The sequence below is a fragment of the Bacillus tequilensis genome, from assembly GCF_012225885.1.
In the GTDB taxonomy this organism is placed as follows: domain Bacteria; phylum Bacillota; class Bacilli; order Bacillales; family Bacillaceae; genus Bacillus; species Bacillus tequilensis.
In genome coordinates, this window is sequence record NZ_CP048852.1 from 662,798 (window position 1) to 682,868 (window position 20,071).

Sequence of the window (20,071 nt, forward strand, 5' to 3'; positions counted from 1 at the left end):
TTGTATTGCTTCCTCATAAGTGCAATGCAGAGCGGGTATTTTTTATTTTCTGAAAACAAAAGCATGAGAAGGTGGGGACAGAATGCAGCCGCTAGTAGGAATCATCATGGGAAGCACTTCCGATTGGGAGACAATGAAAAATGCATGCGACGTACTTGACGAACTTAATGTTCCGTACGAAAAAAAGGTCGTTTCCGCTCACCGGACGCCTGATTTGATGTTTGAATACGCTGAAACGGCCAGAGAAAGAGGCATCAAGGTGATCATCGCCGGTGCCGGAGGAGCGGCTCATCTTCCGGGGATGACGGCGGCGAAAACGACACTGCCGGTCATTGGAGTCCCGGTTCAGTCCAAAGCGCTGAACGGACTGGATTCACTTCTTTCCATCGTCCAAATGCCAGGAGGCGTGCCTGTTGCGACAACAGCCATCGGCAAAGCGGGCGCTGTGAACGCAGGCCTGTTAGCGGCGCAAATTTTGTCAGCTTTTGACGAAGAGCTTGCCCGGAAGCTGGATGAGAGAAGAGAAAATACAAAACAGACGGTGTTAGAAAGCAGTGATCAGCTTGTCTAATCAAATCATCTATCCGGGTGCTGTAATCGGCATTATCGGCGGCGGACAGCTTGGGAAAATGATGGCTGTGTCCGCCAAACAAATGGGGTATAAAGTCGCTGTCGTTGATCCGGTGAAAGATTCGCCGTGCGGGCAGGTTGCGGATATCGAAATTACCGCTCATTACAATGACCGTGAAGCGATTCGGAAATTGGCTGAAATCAGCGATATCATCACGTATGAGTTTGAAAACATCGACTATGACGCGCTGCATTGGCTAAAGGATTATGCGTATCTCCCGCAAGGAAGTGAGCTGCTGCTCATCACCCAAAACCGTGAAACAGAGAAAAAAGCAATTCAAGCAGCGGGCTGTGAAGTCGCACCGTACAGAATCGTCCATACAAAGGATGAACTGAAACAGGCGGTACAGGAGCTCGGGCTTCCAGCAGTGCTGAAAACATGCCGCGGCGGATATGACGGCAAAGGCCAATTTGTGATCAAGGAAGAGACGCAAATGGAGCAGGCTGCCGCTCTTTTAGAACACGGAACTTGCATTCTCGAAAGCTGGGTTTCTTTTAAAATGGAACTGTCGGTTATCGTTGTCAGATCGGCAAACGGTGAAATCTCAACATTTCCGGCAGCTGAAAACATTCACCACAACAATATTCTCTTCCAAAGCATCGTGCCTGCACGGGTGGAGGAAGGAATTCAGAAGAAGGCTGCTGAGCTGGCTGTTAGGCTTGCAGAAGAGCTCAATCTTGTCGGGCCGCTTGCTGTTGAGATGTTCCTGAGAGAAGACGGCGAGCTTTTGGTCAATGAACTGGCGCCAAGACCGCACAATTCAGGGCATTATACGCTCGACCTTTGCGAAACGAGCCAGTTTGAACAGCATATCAGGGCGGTATGCAGCCTCCCGCTTGGGAAAACAGATTTGCTGAAGCCGGGTATGATGGTCAATCTCCTCGGTGATGAAGTAAAGCTTGTGGAGGAAGAGCCGGAGCTTTTAAAAGAAGCGAAGCTATATATATATGGAAAACATGAAATCAAAAAAGGCCGCAAAATGGGGCATATTACATTTATGAAGCAGCCTGAAGACCGCTGGATTCAGGAGATCACAAATAAATGGATGAATAGAGACGGAGGACAAGCAGAATGATTGAACGTTATTCAAGACCTGAAATGTCCGCGATTTGGACGGATGAAAACAGATTTCAAGCATGGTTAGAGGTGGAAATTCTCGCCTGTGAAGCATGGGCAGAGCTTGGCGTCATTCCAAAAGAAGACGTAAAGGTCATGCGTGAGAACGCGTCATTTGACATCAACCGTATTTTAGAAATCGAACAGGACACGCGCCATGACGTTGTCGCTTTTACACGCGCCGTTTCCGAATCGCTGGGCGAAGAAAGAAAATGGGTGCACTACGGCTTAACGTCAACTGACGTTGTAGACACTGCTCTTTCTTACTTATTAAAACAGGCAAACGATATTCTGCTCAAGGACCTTGAGAGATTTGTTGACATTATAAAAGAAAAAGCAAAAGAGCATAAATACACAGTCATGATGGGGCGCACACACGGTGTACACGCCGAGCCTACAACATTCGGCTTGAAACTTGCGCTTTGGCATGAGGAAATGAAACGGAATCTTGAGCGTTTCAAACAAGCCAAAGAAGGCATCGAGGTTGGGAAGATTTCCGGCGCTGTCGGCACATATGCGAACATTGACCCGTTTGTTGAGCAATATGTATGTGAGAAGCTCGGATTGAAAGCAGCACCGATTTCAACTCAAACCCTTCAGCGTGACCGCCATGCTGACTATATGGCGACACTTGCTTTAATTGTGACCAGCATTGAGAAATTCGCTGTGGAAATCCGCGGACTGCAAAAAAGTGAAACACGCGAAGTTGAGGAATTTTTCGCGAAAGGGCAAAAGGGTTCATCTGCAATGCCGCACAAACGCAACCCGATCGGCTCTGAAAACATGACAGGCATTGCGCGCGTCATCCGCGGCTACATGATGACGGCTTACGAAAATGTTCCATTATGGCATGAACGCGATATTTCTCATTCATCAGCAGAACGGATTATTCTTCCGGATGCGACAATCGCGCTGAACTACATGCTGAACCGCTTCTCCAACATCGTGAAGAACTTAACCGTCTTCCCGGAAAACATGAAGCGCAACATGGACCGCACTCTCGGCCTTATCTACTCTCAGCGCGTACTGCTTGCTTTGATTGACACAGGCCTGACTCGTGAAGAAGCCTATGATACAGTACAGCCAAAAGCAATGGAGGCATGGGAAAAACAAGTGCCGTTCCGTGAGCTTGTGGAAGCGGAAGAGAAAATCACGTCTCGTCTTTCTCCGGAAAAAATTGCTGACTGCTTTGATTACAATTACCATCTGAAAAATGTTGATCTGATCTTTGAACGTTTAGGTTTGGCATAGAAGAAGCTTTTAGGCGGCTTCTTCTATGCCGCCGCAGTTTGAAAATTCCCAACATTCGGGTTAGGAGGCCTTCCGTGAATATTGTGAAGAATGAACTTTTATACGAAGGAAAAGCAAAAAAAATCTATAAAACCGATGACGAAAACACATTGTATGTCGTGTATAAAGACTCTGCCACTGCCTTCAACGGCGAGAAAAAAGCAGAAATCAGCGGAAAAGGGCGCTTAAATAACGAGATCTCCAGCTTGATTTTCAAGCATCTTCACGCTAAAGGCGTTCACAACCACTTTATCGAGCGCATTTCTGAAACAGAGCAGCTTATTAAAAAAGTGACGATTGTGCCGCTTGAAGTCGTCGTCAGAAACGTTGTGGCAGGCAGCATGTCCAAACGTCTCGGCATTCCAGAAGGCACCGAGCTTGAACAGCCGATCATCGAGTTTTATTACAAGGACGACGCGCTGGGTGATCCGCTCATCACAGAAGATCATATTTGGCTTTTGAAAGCGGCCGCTCCTGAGCAGGTAGAAACGATCAAGTCTATCACAAAAACAGTAAATGAAGAGCTTCAAAGCATTTTTGACGATTGTCACGTCAGATTAATAGATTTCAAGCTTGAATTCGGTTTAGATGTAGACGGGCAGGTGCTATTGGCGGATGAAATTTCTCCTGACACATGCCGCTTGTGGGATAAAGACACGAACGAAAAGCTGGACAAAGATTTATTCAGACGCAATCTGGGAAGCTTAACCGACGCATACGAAGAGATTTTCAAAAGACTGGGAGGCATTCATCATGTATAAAGTAAAAGTTTATGTCAGCTTAAAAGAAAGTGTGCTAGATCCACAAGGAAGCACTGTCCAGCATGCCTTGCACAGTATGACTTACAACGAAGTGCAGGATGTGCGCATCGGGAAATACATGGAGCTTACCATTGAAAAATCTGACCGCGATCTTGACGTGCTGGTGAAAGAAATGTGCGAAAAACTTCTTGCGAATACAGTGATTGAAGATTACAGATATGAAGTTGAGGAGGTAGTCGCACAGTGAAATTTGCGGTGATTGTGTTACCCGGCTCCAACTGTGATATCGATATGTACCATGCTGTAAAGGATGAGCTCGGCCATGAAGCGGAGTACGTCTGGCATGAGGAAACAAGCCTTGACGGCTTCGACGGCGTGTTAATTCCGGGAGGATTTTCTTACGGCGATTACTTGAGATGCGGTGCTATCGCCCGATTTGCGAATATTATGCCAGCTGTCAAACAGGCGGCGGCTGAAGGAAAACCGGTTCTTGGCGTCTGCAACGGATTCCAGATTTTACAGGAGCTCGGCCTTCTGCCAGGCGCAATGAGACGCAACAAAGATTTGAAGTTCATTTGCCGTCAGGTTGAATTGATTGTGCAGAACGACGAAACCTTATTCACAGCTTCCTACGAAAAGGGTCAATCGATTACAATTCCGGTTGCCCACGGTGAAGGGAATTTCTACTGTGATGATGAAACGCTTGCTTCATTGAAAGAAAACAATCAAATTGCTTTCACATACGGCTCCAATATTAACGGAAGCGTCAGCGGCATTGCCGGTGTCGTGAATGAGCAAGGCAACGTATTAGGCATGATGCCTCACCCTGAGCGCGCGGTCGATGAACTGCTTGGAAGCGCCGACGGTCTTACATTGTTTCAGTCTATCGTGAAAAATTGGAGGGAAACTCATGTCACTACTGCTTGAACCAAGTAAAGAACAAATAAAAGAAGAGAAACTGTATCAGCAAATGGGTGTCAGTGATGATGAGTTTGCATTGATTGAATCCATTCTTGGCAGATTGCCGAACTACACAGAAATCGGAATTTTTTCTGTCATGTGGTCAGAGCATTGCAGCTACAAAAACTCAAAGCCGATTCTGCGTAAATTCCCGACAAGCGGCGAGCGTGTGCTGCAAGGACCAGGGGAAGGCGCCGGAATTGTTGATATCGGTGACAACCAAGCGGTTGTGTTCAAAATTGAATCACATAATCACCCATCAGCTCTCGAACCTTACCAAGGCGCTGCGACTGGCGTAGGCGGCATTATCCGTGACGTTTTCTCAATGGGTGCCCGTCCAATCGCTGTATTGAACTCTCTTCGATTTGGTGAACTGACTTCACCGCGCGTGAAGTACTTGTTTGAAGAAGTAGTAGCGGGTATCGCCGGATACGGCAACTGTATCGGCATCCCGACAGTCGGCGGAGAAGTGCAGTTTGACAGCAGCTATGAAGGAAATCCGCTCGTCAACGCCATGTGCGTCGGTTTAATCAACCATGAAGACATCAAAAAAGGCCAGGCGAAGGGTGTCGGCAACACAGTCATGTACGTGGGAGCGAAAACAGGGCGTGACGGAATCCACGGCGCTACGTTTGCCTCTGAAGAAATGTCTGATTCGTCTGAAGAAAAACGCTCTGCTGTCCAAGTCGGCGATCCGTTTATGGAGAAGCTTTTGCTTGAAGCATGTCTGGAAGTCATCCAATGCGATGCGTTAGTCGGCATTCAGGATATGGGAGCTGCCGGTTTAACAAGCTCAAGTGCGGAAATGGCAAGTAAAGCCGGCTCCGGTATTGAAATGAACCTTGACCTGATTCCTCAGCGTGAAACAGGCATGACTGCATATGAAATGATGCTTTCTGAATCACAGGAACGGATGCTTTTGGTCATCGAGCGCGGACGTGAACAGGAAATCATCGATATTTTTGACAAGTACGATCTTGAAGCGGTTTCTGTCGGACGGGTGACAGATGATAAAATGCTTCGCCTGACACACAAAGGAGAGATTGTGTGCGAGCTGCCTGTTGATGCCTTGGCAGAAGATGCGCCGGTTTACCATAAGCCTTCTCAAGAGCCTGCGTACTACCGCGAGTTTTTAGAGACAGACGTTCCGGCTCCTCAAATTGAGGATGCGAATGAAACACTGAAGGCTCTCCTCCAGCAGCCGACGATCGCAAGCAAAGAGTGGGTTTACGATCAATATGACTACATGGTGCGGACGAATACAGTTGTCGCTCCTGGGTCTGATGCAGGTGTTCTCAGAATCCGCGGAACGAAAAAGGCGCTGGCGATGACGACTGATTGTAACGCGCGTTATCTCTATCTTGATCCTGAAGTCGGCGGGAAAATCGCTGTTGCTGAAGCGGCGCGCAACATCATTTGCTCAGGTGCAGAACCGCTTGCAGTCACAGACAACCTTAACTTCGGAAATCCGGAGAAGCCGGAAATCTTCTGGCAGATCGAAAAAGCGGCTGACGGCATCAGCGAGGCGTGCAATGTTCTCAGCACACCGGTTATCGGCGGAAACGTATCGCTTTATAACGAATCAAACGGCACGGCGATCTACCCGACACCTGTTATCGGCATGGTCGGCTTAATTGAAGATACAGCACACATTACAACACAGCATTTCAAACAAGCGGGAGATCTCGTATACGTGATCGGCGAAACAAAACCTGAGTTTGCCGGAAGCGAACTGCAAAAAATGACAGAAGGCAGCATTTACGGCAAAGCGCCGCAAATCGATCTTGATGTAGAGCTGTCTCGTCAAAGAGCATTGCTTGATGCGATTAAAAAAGGCTTCGTTCAATCTGCGCATGACGTATCTGAAGGCGGCTTAGGCGTAGCGATTGCAGAAAGTGTCATGACGACGGAAAACCTTGGCGCCAACGTGACTGTTGAAGGGGAAGCGGCGTTATTATTCTCTGAATCTCAATCCCGTTTCGTCGTTTCGGTGAAAAAAGAACACCAATCAGCGTTTGAAGCAGCGGTGGAAGATGCGGTTCATATCGGTGAGGTAACGGCTGACGGACTTCTGGCGATTCAAAACCAAGACGGACAACAATTGATTCATGCGCAAACGAAAGAGCTTGAGCGCGCATGGAAAGGAGCTATCCCATGCTTGCTGAAATCAAAGGCTTAAATGAAGAGTGCGGCGTATTTGGGATTTGGGGACATGAAGAAGCCCCGCAAATCACGTATTACGGCCTCCACAGCCTCCAGCACAGAGGCCAGGAAGGCGCGGGAATTGTCGCAACTGACGGTGAAAAACTGACGGCGCATAAAGGCCAAGGGCTGATCACTGAAGTGTTCCAAAATGGCGAGCTCAGCAAAGTAAAGGGAAAAGGCGCTATCGGGCACGTTCGTTACGCAACGGCTGGAGGAGGCGGATATGAAAATGTTCAGCCGCTCCTCTTCCGTTCCCAAAACAACGGCAGCCTGGCGCTTGCCCATAACGGCAACCTTGTCAACGCCACTCAGCTGAAGCAGCAGCTTGAAAATCAAGGGAGCATTTTCCAAACCTCTTCGGACACAGAGGTTTTGGCTCACTTGATCAAAAGAAGCGGCCACTTCACGCTGAAGGATCAAATAAAAAACGCGCTTTCCATGCTGAAAGGCGCCTACGCATTCCTGATTATGACCGAAACAGAAATGATCATCGCGCTTGACCCGAACGGGCTAAGACCGCTGTCAATCGGCATGATGGGCGACGCTTATGTGGTCGCCTCAGAAACATGCGCATTTGACGTCGTCGGCGCAACGTACCTTCGTGAGGTAGAGCCGGGTGAAATGCTGATCATCAATGATGAAGGCATGAAATCAGAGCGTTTTTCCATGAATATCAACCGTTCCATTTGCAGCATGGAGTACATTTATTTCTCCAGACCTGACAGCAACATTGACGGTATTAACGTGCACAGTGCGCGTAAAAACCTTGGCAAAATGCTGGCTCAGGAATCCGCAGTTGAAGCTGACGTCGTAACAGGGGTTCCGGATTCCAGTATTTCTGCGGCGATCGGCTATGCAGAAGCAACAGGCATCCCGTATGAGCTTGGCTTAATCAAAAACCGCTATGTCGGGAGAACATTTATTCAGCCGTCCCAGGCTCTGCGCGAGCAAGGCGTGAGAATGAAGCTGTCTGCGGTGCGCGGGGTTGTGGAAGGCAAACGTGTCGTCATGGTAGATGACTCTATCGTGCGAGGAACAACAAGCCGCCGGATTGTCACGATGCTCAGAGAAGCGGGTGCGACAGAGGTGCATGTGAAAATCAGTTCACCGCCGATCGCTCATCCGTGCTTTTACGGCATTGATACGTCCACACATGAAGAATTAATCGCTTCATCACATTCAGTTGAAGAAATCCGTCAGGAAATCGGAGCAGACACCCTCTCATTTTTGAGTGTGGATGGGCTCTTGAAAGGCATCGGCAGAAAATACGAAGATTCTAATTGCGGACAGTGTCTCGCTTGCTTTACAGGAAAATATCCGACTGAAATTTATCAGGATACAGTGCTTCCTCATGTAAAAGAAGCAGTATTAACCAAATAAAACTTGAAAATGACATAAAGGCAGCGCAGTTCGGCTGCCTTTCTCTTTCTGCCCTCGTTCGGGGAGATATTTTGAAAAGCGCCTTAAAGGAGTGAATAGGATGTCTGAAGCATATAAAAACGCAGGAGTTGACATCGAAGCCGGATATGAAGCTGTAAAACGAATGAAAAAACATGTGGAGCGCACAAAACGGCTTGGCGTTATGGGCAGTCTTGGCGGCTTTGGCGGCATGTTTGACCTGTCTGAGTTACCTTATCAAAAACCCGTTTTAATTTCGGGAACGGACGGTGTCGGCACAAAATTAAAGCTTGCTTTTTCCATGGATAAGCATGACACGATTGGCGTGGACGCTGTTGCAATGTGTGTCAATGACGTGTTGGCACAAGGTGCAGAGCCGCTGTTTTTCCTTGATTATTTAGCGGTCGGCAAAGCTGAACCTGTGAAAATAGAGCAAATCGTACAAGGTGTGGCGGACGGCTGTGAGCAGTCAGGTTCAGCCTTAGTCGGCGGCGAGACGGCTGAAATGCCGGGACTATATACCGCTGATGAATACGATATTGCCGGTTTCTCAGTCGGAGTAGTGGAAAAGGACGAAATCGTGACGGGTGAAAACATCGAGGAGGGCCATCTTTTGATCGGCCTCAGCTCTAGCGGTCTTCACAGCAACGGATTTTCCCTTGTGAGAAAAGTGCTTCTGGACGATGCGGAGCTGGATCTTGATGCAACATACGAACCGTTTGACCGTCCGCTCGGCGAGGAGCTGCTTGAACCGACAAGAATTTACGTGAAGCCGGTGCTTGCTGCGGTGAAAAGCGGAAAAATTGACGGCATGGCGCACGTCACAGGCGGAGGATTTATCGAAAATATCCCGCGCATGCTTCCAGAAGGCTTAAGCGCGGAAATCGATCACGGCTCATGGCCGATCCCGCCGATTTTCTCTTTCCTGCAAGAGTATGGCAAGCTGAAGGAAGAAGACATGTTTAACGTCTTTAATATGGGAATTGGCTTTGTTTTGGCAGTCAAAGAGGAGCATTTGACAGATGTGATCGGCACACTTGAAAGCCATGGCGAAAAAGCCTATTTGATCGGGCGTGTGAAACAGGGCGAAGGCGTCACATTCGGCGGTGCGGCACTTTCATGAAAAAGTTCGCTGTATTTGCATCCGGGAACGGTTCAAACTTCGAAGCCATCGTCACGCGGATGAAAGAGGAGAACTGGGATGCGTCCGTATCGCTTCTCGTTTGCGACAAACCGCAGGCGAAAGTCATCGAACGAGCGGAAGAGCACCAAATTCCATCCTTTGCATTTGAGCCGAAGTCATACGAAAACAAGGCCGCATTTGAGCGGGCGATTATTGAACAGCTTCATCTGCATGACGCTGAAATGATTGTTCTTGCCGGCTATATGAGGCTGATCGGTGATACGCTGCTTCAGGCATACGGAGGAAAAATCATCAATATTCACCCGTCGCTTCTTCCCGCGTTTCCGGGGATCGACGCAGTCGGACAGGCGTATCGCGCGGGTGTGAAGGTTGCAGGGATTACCGTGCATTATGTCGATGAAGGAATGGATACAGGACCAATCATCGCTCAAAAGGCAATCGAAATTGCCGAAAGCGATACGTTGGAAACAATTGAACAGCAGATTCACAGGCTTGAGCATAAATGGTATCCAAGTGTGATTAAACAGCTATTAGGATTAAATAACAGAGGTGAAAAGGCATGGCCATTAAACGTGCATTAATCAGTGTTTCAGATAAAACAAATCTTGTTCCTTTCGTAAAAGAATTAACAGAGCTTGGCGTTGAAGTCATCTCAACCGGCGGAACGAAAAAGCTTCTTCAAGAAAACGGTGTGAATGTCATCGGAATTTCTGAAGTGACAGGCTTTCCTGAAATTATGGACGGACGGCTGAAAACACTTCATCCGAATATTCATGGCGGCCTTCTGGCGGTACGCGGCAATGAAGAGCATATGGCGCAGATCAATGAACACGGGATTCAGCCGATTGACCTCGTAGTCGTCAACCTTTATCCATTTAAAGAAACGATTTCTAAAGAAGATGTCACATATGAAGAAGCGATTGAAAACATCGACATCGGCGGACCGGGCATGCTGCGTGCGGCATCTAAAAACCATCAGGATGTGACGGTTATCGTCGATCCGGCGGATTACAGCCCAGTGCTGAATCAAATCAAAGAAGAGGGCGGCGTATCACTTCAGAAAAAACGCGAGCTGGCGGCAAAAGTATTCCGTCATACTGCGGCGTATGATGCGCTGATCGCTGACTATCTGACAGATGTTGTCGGTGAAAAAGAGCCAGAGCAGTTCACTGTGACATTCGAGAAAAAACAATCGCTTCGCTACGGAGAAAACCCGCATCAAGAAGCGACCTTCTATCAAACGGCTCTTCCTGTCAAAGGCTCCATTGCGCAAGCGAAACAGCTCCACGGAAAAGAGCTTTCTTACAACAACATTAAAGACGCGGACGCGGCAGTTCAAATTGTTCGTGAATTCACTGAGCCGGCTGCGGTGGCCGTGAAGCATATGAATCCGTGCGGTGTAGGGACAGGAAAAACGATCGCAGAAGCGTTTGACAAAGCGTTTGAAGCGGATAAAACATCGATCTTCGGCGGCATTATCGCGCTGAACCGTGAAGTGGATAAGGCAACTGCCGAAGTGCTTCACAGCATTTTCTTAGAAATCATCATTGCGCCTTCATTCAGTCAAGAAGCGCTTAACATCCTGACTGCGAAGAAAAATCTTCGTCTGCTGACGCTTGATGTGACTGCTGCCGTTCAAAAGGAAAAACAGCTGACTTCCGTTCAAGGCGGACTGCTCATTCAAGATTTAGATATGCACGGCTTCGATGATGCGGAGATCAGCATCCCGACAAAAAGAGAGCCGAACGAGCAAGAGTGGGAAGACTTGAAGCTTGCTTGGAAAGTCGTCAAGCATGTGAAATCAAATGCGATTGTTCTCGCGAAGGACAACATGACAGCCGGTGTGGGAGCGGGCCAAATGAACCGCGTCGGATCGGCAAAAATCGCAATCGAGCAAGCAGGAGAAAAAGCGAAGGGCAGCGCGCTAGGATCTGATGCATTTTTCCCGATGCCGGATACGGTTGAAGAAGCGGCAAAAGCTGGCGTTACGGCCATTATTCAGCCGGGGGGATCTGTGCGCGATGAGGATTCCATCAAAAAAGCGGATGAATACGGTATTGCCATGGTATTAACCGGCATCAGACACTTCAAACATTAAGGGGATGAAAACGACGTGAATGTATTCATTATCGGTAAAGGCGGAAGAGAACATACGCTGGCATGGAAGGCAGCGCAAAGCAGCCTCGTTGAGAACGTATTTGCCGCTCCTGGAAATGACGGCATGGCAACTTCCGCACAGCTTGTAAACATTGAGGAAAACGACCACGCCGGGCTTGTCTCGTTTGCAAAAGAAAATCAAGTCGGCCTGACCATTGTCGGCCCTGAGGTTCCTTTAATTGAAGGTCTGGTGGATGAGTTCGAAAAAGCGGGTCTGCGTGTGTTTGGTCCGTCAAAAGCCGCTGCCATCATCGAAGGAAGCAAACAGTTTGCTAAGGATTTAATGAAAAAATACGACATTCCGACCGCAGAATACGATACGTTTACGTCCTTTGAAGAAGCAAAGGCATATGTGCAGGAAAAAGGCGCTCCGATTGTCATCAAAGCAGATGGGCTTGCAGCTGGAAAAGGCGTAACGGTTGCCATGACAGAAGAAGAAGCTATCGCATGCCTGCATGATTTTCTTGAGGATGAAAAGTTCGGTGATGCAAGTGCGTCTGTTGTTATTGAAGAATTTCTGTCTGGTGAAGAGTTTTCTCTGATGGCATTTGTCAAAGGGGAAAAAGTGTATCCAATGGTCATTGCCCAGGATCACAAGCGGGCGTTTGACGGAGACAAAGGCCCGAATACAGGCGGCATGGGCGCCTACTCGCCAGTTCCGCAAATTTCTGAAGAAACGGTCCGCCATGCAGTAGAAACCATCGTCAAGCCCGCCGCAAAAGCCATGGTAGAAGCAGGCCGTTCCTTCACTGGCGTTTTGTACGCGGGATTGATGCTCACTGAAAACGGCTCGAAGGTCATCGAATTTAATGCCCGCTTTGGCGATCCGGAAACACAGGTCGTGGTTCCGCGCATGGAATCTGATCTGGTACAGGTGCTTCTTGATCTTTTAGATGATAAGGAAGTCGACTTGAAATGGAAGGATACCGCGGCAGTGAGTGTTGTGCTTGCTTCAGAGGGATATCCGGAAAGCTACGCGAAAGGCACGCCGATCGGAAGCCTTGCAGCAGAAACTGAGCAGGTTGTGGTCTTCCACGCCGGAACAAAAGCAGAAGGCGGAGAGTTCGTCACAGACGGCGGCCGCGTCGCCAATGTGACGGCTTTTGATGAAACGTTTGAAGCGGCGAGAGACCGAGTGTACAAAGCGGTTGATGAGATCATCAAGCCGGGACTCTTTTTCAGAAAAGACATTGGGGCACGCGCTTTAAAGGCTGCTCAAAAATAAGTGCAAAACCCGCAGAATTAAGCTGCGGGTTTTTTGTTATACAAAAGCGGGGTGCTGAGCGGAGGAAGAAAGCACAACAAGTGTGGTCGGTTTGCCATGGGCCATCGAGGCGTCAATAAAATCCTCAAGCGTATGTACCGATTCTGTCACCACTTTTGTCACATAGCTGTACATCCCTGTAATGCGGTGATTTTCAGCCACATCCGGGTGCGCTGTGGCAAAGGCCGCGTAGTGTTTGCAGCTTTTCGGCTCCATCAGGATAAAAGCGGTGACATGCTTGTTTAGTTTTTCGTAACAGATATTCGCGCTGTACCCGGTAATCACTCCTTTGTCTTCCAGCTTCCGGACACGTTCCGCTGCGCTTGGCGAGCTGAGTCCGACAAGCTTTCCCAGCTCAACCATCGTTAATCTGCCATTTCGCTGCAAATGCGAGAGAATTTGAAGGTCTGTATCGTCCATTTGTCTGGCTCCTTTACATATTTAGGCGAATGAAAGAAAATTCCTTTCATCATAAGGTGATGCTGTTGATTTACCTTCATTGTAGCATATGGGTGCCGTCTTATTTTTCCTATAATAAAGCCATCAATGGGAGAGGAGGCATCATGTTGCCAGAGTTACAGCGTTCGATTACTTGGATACAAGGGACGGCGTTAACGATTGGGGCCGTTTTAGGCTGCGGAATATTAATTCTGCCGTCTGTCACAGCTGACGCAGCCGGTCCCGCTTCTTTATTTGTTTGGGTGTTCATGTCTTTCTTATCTTTTCTTCTTGTCGGCACGCTGGCCCGGCTTGTGAAAATAGCGCCCAGTGCGGGAGGAATTACAGCTTATGTGCAGCTGGCTTTTCAGAAAAAAGCCGGAACGGTTTTGGGCTGGATCATGTTAGGGTCCGTTCCGATCGGCGTTCCCATCATCGCTTTGACTGGCGCGCATTACATCAGTTACATCACAAAGGCTTCCGATTGGCAGATTACTTTGATTGCTGGCTGCATGCTGATTGTCTCAATTTTGCTTCATATGAGAGGCATTCAACTATCCGCGAACATCAGTACACTCGTCATGTGTGTCATCGTATTTCTGCTTGTCGCTTCGGTTGCCGTGTCATTGCCTCATGTCAAAGCAGCAGAATTTCAGCCGTTTCTTCCGCATGGCTGGCCTGCCGCGGGATCTGTTTCTGTGATGATTTTTTTCTCATTTGTAGGCTGGGAAATGATTACCCCATTGGCTGAGGAATTTCATCGCCCTGAAAAAGATGTCCCAATCAGCTTGTTCTTGGGAGCGGCTTGTGTGGCAGGGCTGTACATCCTGCTGTCATTTGTGACGATAGGGACTCATTCTTATGGAGAAAATGGAGAAATCGCATCGCTTGCCATGCTCATATCAAAAGGAGCTGGGGAAAGCGGTGTATATGTAACGGTATGTTTAGCGCTGTTTATCACATTCGCGACTATTCACGCCAATATTGCGGGTTTTTCCAGAATGGTGTACGCATTGGCGAGAGAAGGGCACATTCCCGTCTATTTCGGAAAACTCGGCAAGACAAATCATACGCCTATCCGTGTATTGACAGCGCTGGCCGCAGTGTTTGGTTTAGTGCTGATATCGCATAGCCTGTTTCAAATCGATTTGACGACTCTGTTAAAAGGACCGAGTGCGGCTTTTATCGCATCTTACATATGGACAATGGCTGCAGCGCTGAAGCTGCTGAGCTGGAGAGATTCAGGCTGGTGGATGGCGCTCGGGGCGTTTGCGGCGTGTGCAGTGATTTACTCATTCAGCGGCTGGGCACTCCTTTATCCGGCAGTACTGGGGGCCGCAGGGTATCTCTATATAAAGAAAAAGCTTGCTCACGAATCGTGAGCAAGCTTTTTTGTTTATCTGTTTTGGTGCTTCTGTTCGTTATGGCCGGAAGCGCTGTTTTGAAACATGTAGGTCACAGGACAGAAGCGCAGGATTCCCGAACCTGCTTTCATTGCCCCCATGAAGATGTAAAAGAGATGCATTCTGCACCAAGGTTTTTTCGTAAACTTTGCGCTGGCGGCTGACATAACCGTCAGTCCGCAGGCGATTCTGAAGACGGCATTGATGAGACTGATGTTTGGCTTCATGGAAATCTGCTCCTTTTCGCTTAAAAGTTTTTTAACTGGACCTTCAAAAATTTGTAACGTTTTTACCGTGCGAGATGAGGAAGGATGTGATACCATGAGTCTAATACATGTAAAGGAGAGTATGTGAATGTCCGAACGAACCTTTAACTGGAAAAACAAAGACATCAGGGCACAGGTTGATGTTGTAGACTCAAAGCTGCTTCCAACGCTCCTTTTACGGAATGCTCTCGTCTTAAATCCATATGTAAAACAATGGCTGAAAAAAAACATTTGGATTTATCAGGACCGCATTGTTTATGTGGGTCATGAACTTCCGAATAGAGCCGAAGAAATTCATACGATTGATTGTGAAGGAAAATACATTGTGCCAGGGTATATCGAACCGCACGCACATCCTTTTCAAATATATAATCCCCAAACGCTGGCGGAATATGTGTCTCAATATGGAACAACAACATTTGTGAATGATAACTTATTTTTGCTTTTACAAAGCGGAAAAAAGAAAGCGCTTACGATTTTGAGTGAACTTAAAAAGCAGCCTGTTCAGTATTTTTGGTGGTCACGCTATGACCTCCAAACCGAAGTTCGGAACGAGGATCACGTTCTTCCGTTTGATGTCAGAAAGCAGTGGATTGAACATCCGGATGTCATTCAAGGCGGTGAAATGACCGGATGGCCCCGTTTGGTGGATGGTGATGATTTAATGCTTCACTGCATGCAAGCTACAAAGAAGCTGCGGAAACGCATTGAAGGCCATTTTCCCGGCGCTTCGGATAAAACGCTTACAAAAATGAAACTGTTCGGAGCTGATTGTGATCATGAAGCAATGACAGGCGAGGATGTGATGAGAAGGCTGGAACTGGGCTACTATGTTTCCCTTCGGAATTCTTCTATTCGCCCTGATATGAGAAAGATCTTGCAGGAGCTGCATGAGAAGGGCTTCCGCTATTATGACCACTTCTTTTACACGACAGACGGCGCGACGCCGAATTTTTATAAAAACGGCATGACAAACGAGCTGATCCGCATCGCGTTAGAAGAAGGAGTTCCGGCAATCGATGCCTACAATATGGCAACGTTTAATATTGCAAAGTATTATCAAATGGATGATTATTTAGGTGTGGCCGGACCGGGAAGACTGGCGTCACTGAACATACTTGAAGATCCGTTAAATCCGAATCCAGTGACCGTGCTGTCAAAAGGGATCATTCTTCGTAAGGACGGCTGTAATATGAAGGCGTTTACAAAAACGGACTGGAACAAAGGCGGTCTTGTCCCGCTCGAGCTTTCATATGATATGACGATGGATGATTTGCAGTTTTCGATGCCGATGGGCGTGAAAATGCGGAATGAGGTGATCATGGAGCCGTATACGATTGAGATCGACAATTCGATGGAACAGCTCTCGTTTGACCATGATGAAAGTTATTTGACAATGCTTGATAAACATGGGAAGTGGCGCGTCAATACGATGATAAAAGGCTTTGCCTCAAGCGTGCAGGGATTTGTGAGCTCCTTTACGACGACAGGCGATATTGTCGCGATTGGAAAAAACAAAGCGGATATGCTGCTCGCTTTCGCTCGCATGAAAGAAATCGGGGGAGGAATCGTTCTAGCGGAAAACGGAAAAATTCTGTATGAACTTCCGCTTGCGCTGTGCGGCTGCGCCGCTTCGGAAGCGTATGAAGACGTGCTTGAGAAGGAACAAAAGCTGAGAGATCTTTTGGCAGATAGAGGCTATCAATTTTGCGATCCCGTCTATACGCTGCTCTTTTTGCAAAGTACACACCTTCCATATATACGCATTACGCCGAGAGGAATCTTCGACGTCATGAAAAAAACTGTACTCTTTCCGTCGATAATGCGTTAAAATATAAAAGAGCGGGGAGCCGACATATGAAAAAATGGTTGACAGTTTACGTGCTGTGTTTCGTGTTTTTTCTGCTTGTATCCTGCCAGCAGAAGGATGCTGTCCCGGAATCTGCAAAGAAGCCGAAGGCTCCTTTGACGGGACTGGAGACTGAACAGAAGGTGACTGAACGCCGGCCTGTTGCTGTTGTGGTGAACAATCACCCGAAGGCGAGGCCGCAATCAGGACTGTCTAAAGCCGACATTGTCATAGAGGCCCTTGCCGAAGGGCAAATTACAAGATTTCTGGCTATTTTCCAAAGCCAGATGCCTGAAACTGTCGGACCTGTGCGGAGCGCGCGGGAATATTTCGTCACTCTCAGCAATGGCTTTGACAGCATATTTGTCCATCACGGCTGGAGTCCCGGCGCCAAAGAGCAGCTTGAATCCGGAGCTGCCGATTATATGAACGGATTGGATTTTGACGGAAGCTTATTTTGGAGAGCTGATTTCAGCAAACCTCCCCACAATTCCTACACGTCTTATGAGTACATAAAAAAGGCGGCGGAGCAAAAGGGATATGAGCTGAAGCGGAAAACAGATCCGCTGCTGTTTCAAACATCAGAAGCAAAACCTGCAAATGAATCTTATAATGTTCGGGTAGATTATGGAACAAAGAACGTTACAAATCTTGTCGAATACAATTATGATAAAAAAGCTGAAGCGTATACAAGAAGCTCTGATGGTGTCATAACGACAGACCGGGAAACCGGAAAGCCGGTTGCAATGCAAAATATTTTCATTGTTGAAGCCAGCCATCGTACTATTGATCAAGATGGAAGGCGGGACATCGACCTGGAATCAGGGGGGAAAGGTCTGTTGTTTCAGCACGGAAACGTCATTGAAACAGACTGGAAACAAGTAAACGGAAGAATTGTGCCGGTGAAAGACGGCAAATGGCTGCCGTTTGTGCCAGGAAAGACTTGGATTAATATCGTGCCTGATCTCGATGCGGCTTCCATTAGTAAAGGAGAAGGTGTGTAACGATGCAAATCGATAAATTACGCGGCAAAGAATTGGACCAGTTATTCAACTCAATCTTATCGCTGAAAGACTTGGAGGAATGTTACCGATTCTTCGATGATCTTTGCACAATTAACGAAATTCAATCGCTGGCTCAGCGCCTTGAAGTGGCGCGCATGCTTCGCGAAGGAAACACGTACCATAAGATTGAAACAGAAACAGGCGCTTCCACGGCTACGATTTCCCGTGTGAAACGCTGCTTAAATTACGGAAATGACGCTTATGAAATGGCGCTTGACCGTGTGAAGGAAACCGAAACGGAGTCTTCTTCTAAATAAAAAAACCGCCCTGCCGTTCGGCAAGGGCGGTTTTCTTATGAAACAAATTGATGAATGAGTTTGTCGATATCAACGATGCTGCCATTCTCTTTTCGATAGACAACATGCTCTTTGGAAAAGCAGACAGGCGAATGGATCCCGGCTGCGGCTGCGAGGTTAAACAGTCCCTCGCGCAGTGAAATGACGTAGTTGCAAACACGGTGCTGTTTTTCCTCAACGCTCAGTGCTTTTTGCAGTTTTGGATCTGTTGTCGCCACACCCGCCGGACAAGTGTTGGTGTGGCACACGAGCGCGCGGATGCAGCCGACCGAAAACATCATGCCGCGTGCAATGTTAACAAAATCAGCGCCGAGAGCTAATGCGACCGCGATTTTGTCAGGAGTCAGGAGCTTGCCGGAAGCAAAGATTTTCAGGTGGCTGCGCAACCCGTATTGTCTAAGAAGTGTATCCACAATAGGGAGAGCTGTCATAATCGGAAGGCCGACTGTGTCCGCGAGCTCATAAAAGGAAGCTCCCGTACCGCCTTCACTCCCGTACCGCCTTCACTCCCGTCAATCGTGATAAAATCCGGATGCTTTCCGCTTTTCTTCATATAAGAAAAAAGCTCGTGCAATTCGTCTGGATGGCCAGCGACAAGTTTGATTCCGACCGGCTTTTGTCCCACATCTCTAAGTTTCTCAATAAAGTCGAGCATGCTAGGAACGCTTGAAAATTCATGAAAGCGGTTCGGGCTGTCAATCGACTTTCCTGGTTCGACATTCCGAATGTCTGCCACTTCCTCTGATACCTTGGCGCCGTCCACATGGCCGCCGCGGGTTTTAGCTCCTTGCGCCAGCTTCAGCTCAAACGCTTTAATTTGGTCAAGCCTGCTTTTTCTTTTAAACTCCTCCCACGAAAATTCTCCGTTTCTTTTGCGTACGCCAAAAAGGCCCGGCCCGATTTGGCAAATGATATCGGCGCCGCCCTTTACATGATACTCAGATAAACCCCCTTCACCTGTATTCATCCATGTGCCGCCAGCTTGATGAAGCCCTTTTGAGAGCGTCGTAATTGCCCGTTCTCCAAGGGAACCGTAGCTCATGGCAGACTGGCCGACTAATCCTTTCACATAAAAAGGCTTCTCACATGTATGCTCGCCGATCACCTGTACATCATCAGGGTGGAGGAAAAACGGATCGGCTTTGATGTGTTCGGCGTGTTCCTTGCGTCTGAACAGATTGTCAGCATCAAGGTGATAGATTTGGGTATCAATTTTAGGTGTTTGATTGACACGCAATTCCTCTTTTTGTTTCGGAAACAGGGCGTTACGGATAAAATAGCCCGGTTTGTCAAAATCTCTTACAGATCCAAAGCCCATCATTCTGCTTTTGTATTTGCCCGAGATGACAGTTTGCTCATATTCCTTTCGTGAAAAAGGCTGCTCCTCATTGTCATTGCTGTATAAATACTGTCTGAGCTCAGGCCCGATTTTTTCAAGGATATACCGGAACCTGCCGATGACGGGATAGTTGCGAAGGATTGAGTGCTCCTGCTGTTTTTCATCCTTTATGTAGAGCCAGACAAACAACATAATGGGGATGGCAATGATCCCGATGATAAATGCGATGAGTGCAATGATAATCGTTTCCATCTGTCAGTCTCCTTTTTTATGTAACCATTTCCACAGTTGAATGCCTTCCAAACAATAACAGAAGAATCTTTTACCTAGGCCTTGAAGCGTTGAAAAGCTTTCTGGAGCTCTCTTTTTTTATGAAAAAAGAATCAAAACACCTTTTTCAGTGAATAACGAGATTAACGGCTTTTTCCGTTTTTCCGCGCTATGTGAATTTGTTATAATGTTTAAATGGTAACAAACGAATGGAGGAACG

Annotated in this window: 18 protein-coding genes and 1 pseudogene; 16 read left to right on the plus strand and 3 right to left on the minus strand. The window is 47.7% G+C overall.

Going from position 1 to position 20,071, the window contains the following annotated elements:
- Positions 1-82: 82 nt before the first annotated feature.
- The 12 genes from purE (at position 83) to purD (ending at position 12,887) form a co-directional block, all read left to right on the plus strand.
- Positions 83-571, plus strand: coding sequence for a 5-(carboxyamino)imidazole ribonucleotide mutase (purE, locus tag G4P54_RS03505; RefSeq protein WP_024715852.1), 489 nt, complete (start codon positions 83-85; stop codon positions 569-571).
- Positions 564-1,706 carry a 5-(carboxyamino)imidazole ribonucleotide synthase gene (gene purK, locus G4P54_RS03510; protein ID WP_167871782.1) on the plus strand — a complete coding sequence of 381 codons (1,143 nt, stop codon included), beginning with the start codon at positions 564-566 and terminating at the stop codon, positions 1,704-1,706. Before purE ends, purK begins: the two co-directional genes overlap by 8 nt.
- Entirely contained in the window at positions 1,703-2,998 is a 1,296-nt protein-coding gene (gene purB, locus G4P54_RS03515) for an adenylosuccinate lyase (protein ID WP_167871783.1), read from the plus strand. The genes purK and purB overlap by 4 nt, the downstream gene beginning before the upstream one ends.
- Positions 2,999-3,072: 74 nt before the next feature.
- Positions 3,073-3,798 (plus strand): phosphoribosylaminoimidazolesuccinocarboxamide synthase, encoded by a 726-nt coding sequence (gene purC, locus G4P54_RS03520; RefSeq protein WP_167871784.1) that lies wholly within the window; start codon positions 3,073-3,075, stop codon positions 3,796-3,798.
- A complete protein-coding gene (gene purS, locus G4P54_RS03525) occupies positions 3,791-4,045 on the plus strand; it encodes a phosphoribosylformylglycinamidine synthase subunit PurS (RefSeq protein WP_024715848.1) in 255 nt (84 codons plus the stop codon). Before purC ends, purS begins: the two co-directional genes overlap by 8 nt.
- Positions 4,042-4,725, plus strand: coding sequence for a phosphoribosylformylglycinamidine synthase subunit PurQ (gene purQ / locus G4P54_RS03530; protein WP_024715847.1), 684 nt, complete (start codon positions 4,042-4,044; stop codon positions 4,723-4,725). Before purS ends, purQ begins: the two co-directional genes overlap by 4 nt.
- Complete coding sequence (purL, locus tag G4P54_RS03535; RefSeq protein WP_167871785.1) at positions 4,709-6,937, plus strand: phosphoribosylformylglycinamidine synthase subunit PurL; 2,229 nt, start codon at positions 4,709-4,711, stop codon at positions 6,935-6,937. Before purQ ends, purL begins: the two co-directional genes overlap by 17 nt.
- Entirely contained in the window at positions 6,913-8,343 is a 1,431-nt protein-coding gene (gene purF / locus G4P54_RS03540) for an amidophosphoribosyltransferase (RefSeq protein WP_167871786.1), read from the plus strand. Before purL ends, purF begins: the two co-directional genes overlap by 25 nt.
- 100 nt (positions 8,344-8,443) lie before the next feature.
- Entirely contained in the window at positions 8,444-9,484 is a 1,041-nt protein-coding gene (purM, locus tag G4P54_RS03545) for a phosphoribosylformylglycinamidine cyclo-ligase (RefSeq protein WP_167871787.1), read from the plus strand.
- Positions 9,481-10,086: a phosphoribosylglycinamide formyltransferase gene (gene purN / locus G4P54_RS03550; protein ID WP_024715843.1), complete on the plus strand. Its 606-nt coding sequence runs from the start codon at positions 9,481-9,483 to the stop codon at positions 10,084-10,086. Before purM ends, purN begins: the two co-directional genes overlap by 4 nt.
- Positions 10,065-11,603: a bifunctional phosphoribosylaminoimidazolecarboxamide formyltransferase/IMP cyclohydrolase gene (gene purH, locus G4P54_RS03555; protein ID WP_167871788.1), complete on the plus strand. Its 1,539-nt coding sequence runs from the start codon at positions 10,065-10,067 to the stop codon at positions 11,601-11,603. The genes purN and purH overlap by 22 nt, the downstream gene beginning before the upstream one ends.
- Before the next feature lie 15 nt (positions 11,604-11,618).
- The gene (purD, locus tag G4P54_RS03560) at positions 11,619-12,887 is read left to right on the plus strand and encodes a phosphoribosylamine--glycine ligase (RefSeq protein ID WP_167871789.1); all 1,269 of its coding nucleotides are present in this window, start codon (positions 11,619-11,621) and stop codon (positions 12,885-12,887) included.
- A gap of 36 nt (positions 12,888-12,923) precedes the next feature.
- Here the strand turns inward: purD and G4P54_RS03565 are convergent, their stop codons facing one another.
- Positions 12,924-13,346, minus strand: coding sequence for an Lrp/AsnC family transcriptional regulator (locus G4P54_RS03565; protein WP_167871790.1), 423 nt, complete (start codon positions 13,344-13,346; stop codon positions 12,924-12,926).
- A 143-nt stretch (positions 13,347-13,489) separates the two neighbouring features.
- On the opposite strand from G4P54_RS03565, the gene G4P54_RS03570 reads away from it, so the two are divergent.
- Complete coding sequence (locus G4P54_RS03570; RefSeq protein WP_167871791.1) at positions 13,490-14,746, plus strand: APC family permease; 1,257 nt, start codon at positions 13,490-13,492, stop codon at positions 14,744-14,746.
- A gap of 14 nt (positions 14,747-14,760) precedes the next feature.
- On the opposite strand, the gene G4P54_RS03575 is transcribed toward G4P54_RS03570, so the two are convergent.
- Positions 14,761-14,994, minus strand: coding sequence for a YgaP family membrane protein (locus G4P54_RS03575; protein ID WP_167871792.1), 234 nt, complete (start codon positions 14,992-14,994; stop codon positions 14,761-14,763).
- A 127-nt stretch (positions 14,995-15,121) separates the two neighbouring features.
- On the opposite strand from G4P54_RS03575, the gene G4P54_RS03580 reads away from it, so the two are divergent.
- The 3 genes from G4P54_RS03580 to G4P54_RS03590 are packed head-to-tail and all read left to right on the plus strand — an operon-like array spanning position 15,122 to position 18,203.
- Positions 15,122-16,864, plus strand: coding sequence for an adenine deaminase (locus G4P54_RS03580; RefSeq protein ID WP_167871793.1), 1,743 nt, complete (start codon positions 15,122-15,124; stop codon positions 16,862-16,864).
- Between the two features lie 26 nt (positions 16,865-16,890).
- The gene (locus tag G4P54_RS03585; RefSeq protein ID WP_024715836.1) at positions 16,891-17,886 is read left to right on the plus strand and encodes a DUF3048 domain-containing protein; all 996 of its coding nucleotides are present in this window, start codon (positions 16,891-16,893) and stop codon (positions 17,884-17,886) included.
- Positions 17,887-17,888: 2 nt separating this feature from the next.
- Complete coding sequence (locus G4P54_RS03590) at positions 17,889-18,203, plus strand: YerC/YecD family TrpR-related protein (protein ID WP_003219429.1); 315 nt, start codon at positions 17,889-17,891, stop codon at positions 18,201-18,203.
- A 35-nt stretch (positions 18,204-18,238) separates the two neighbouring features.
- Here the strand turns inward: G4P54_RS03590 and G4P54_RS03595 are convergent.
- Positions 18,239-19,833: pseudogene (locus G4P54_RS03595) on the minus strand (FMN-binding glutamate synthase family protein).
- Positions 19,834-20,071: the final 238 nt, after the last annotated feature.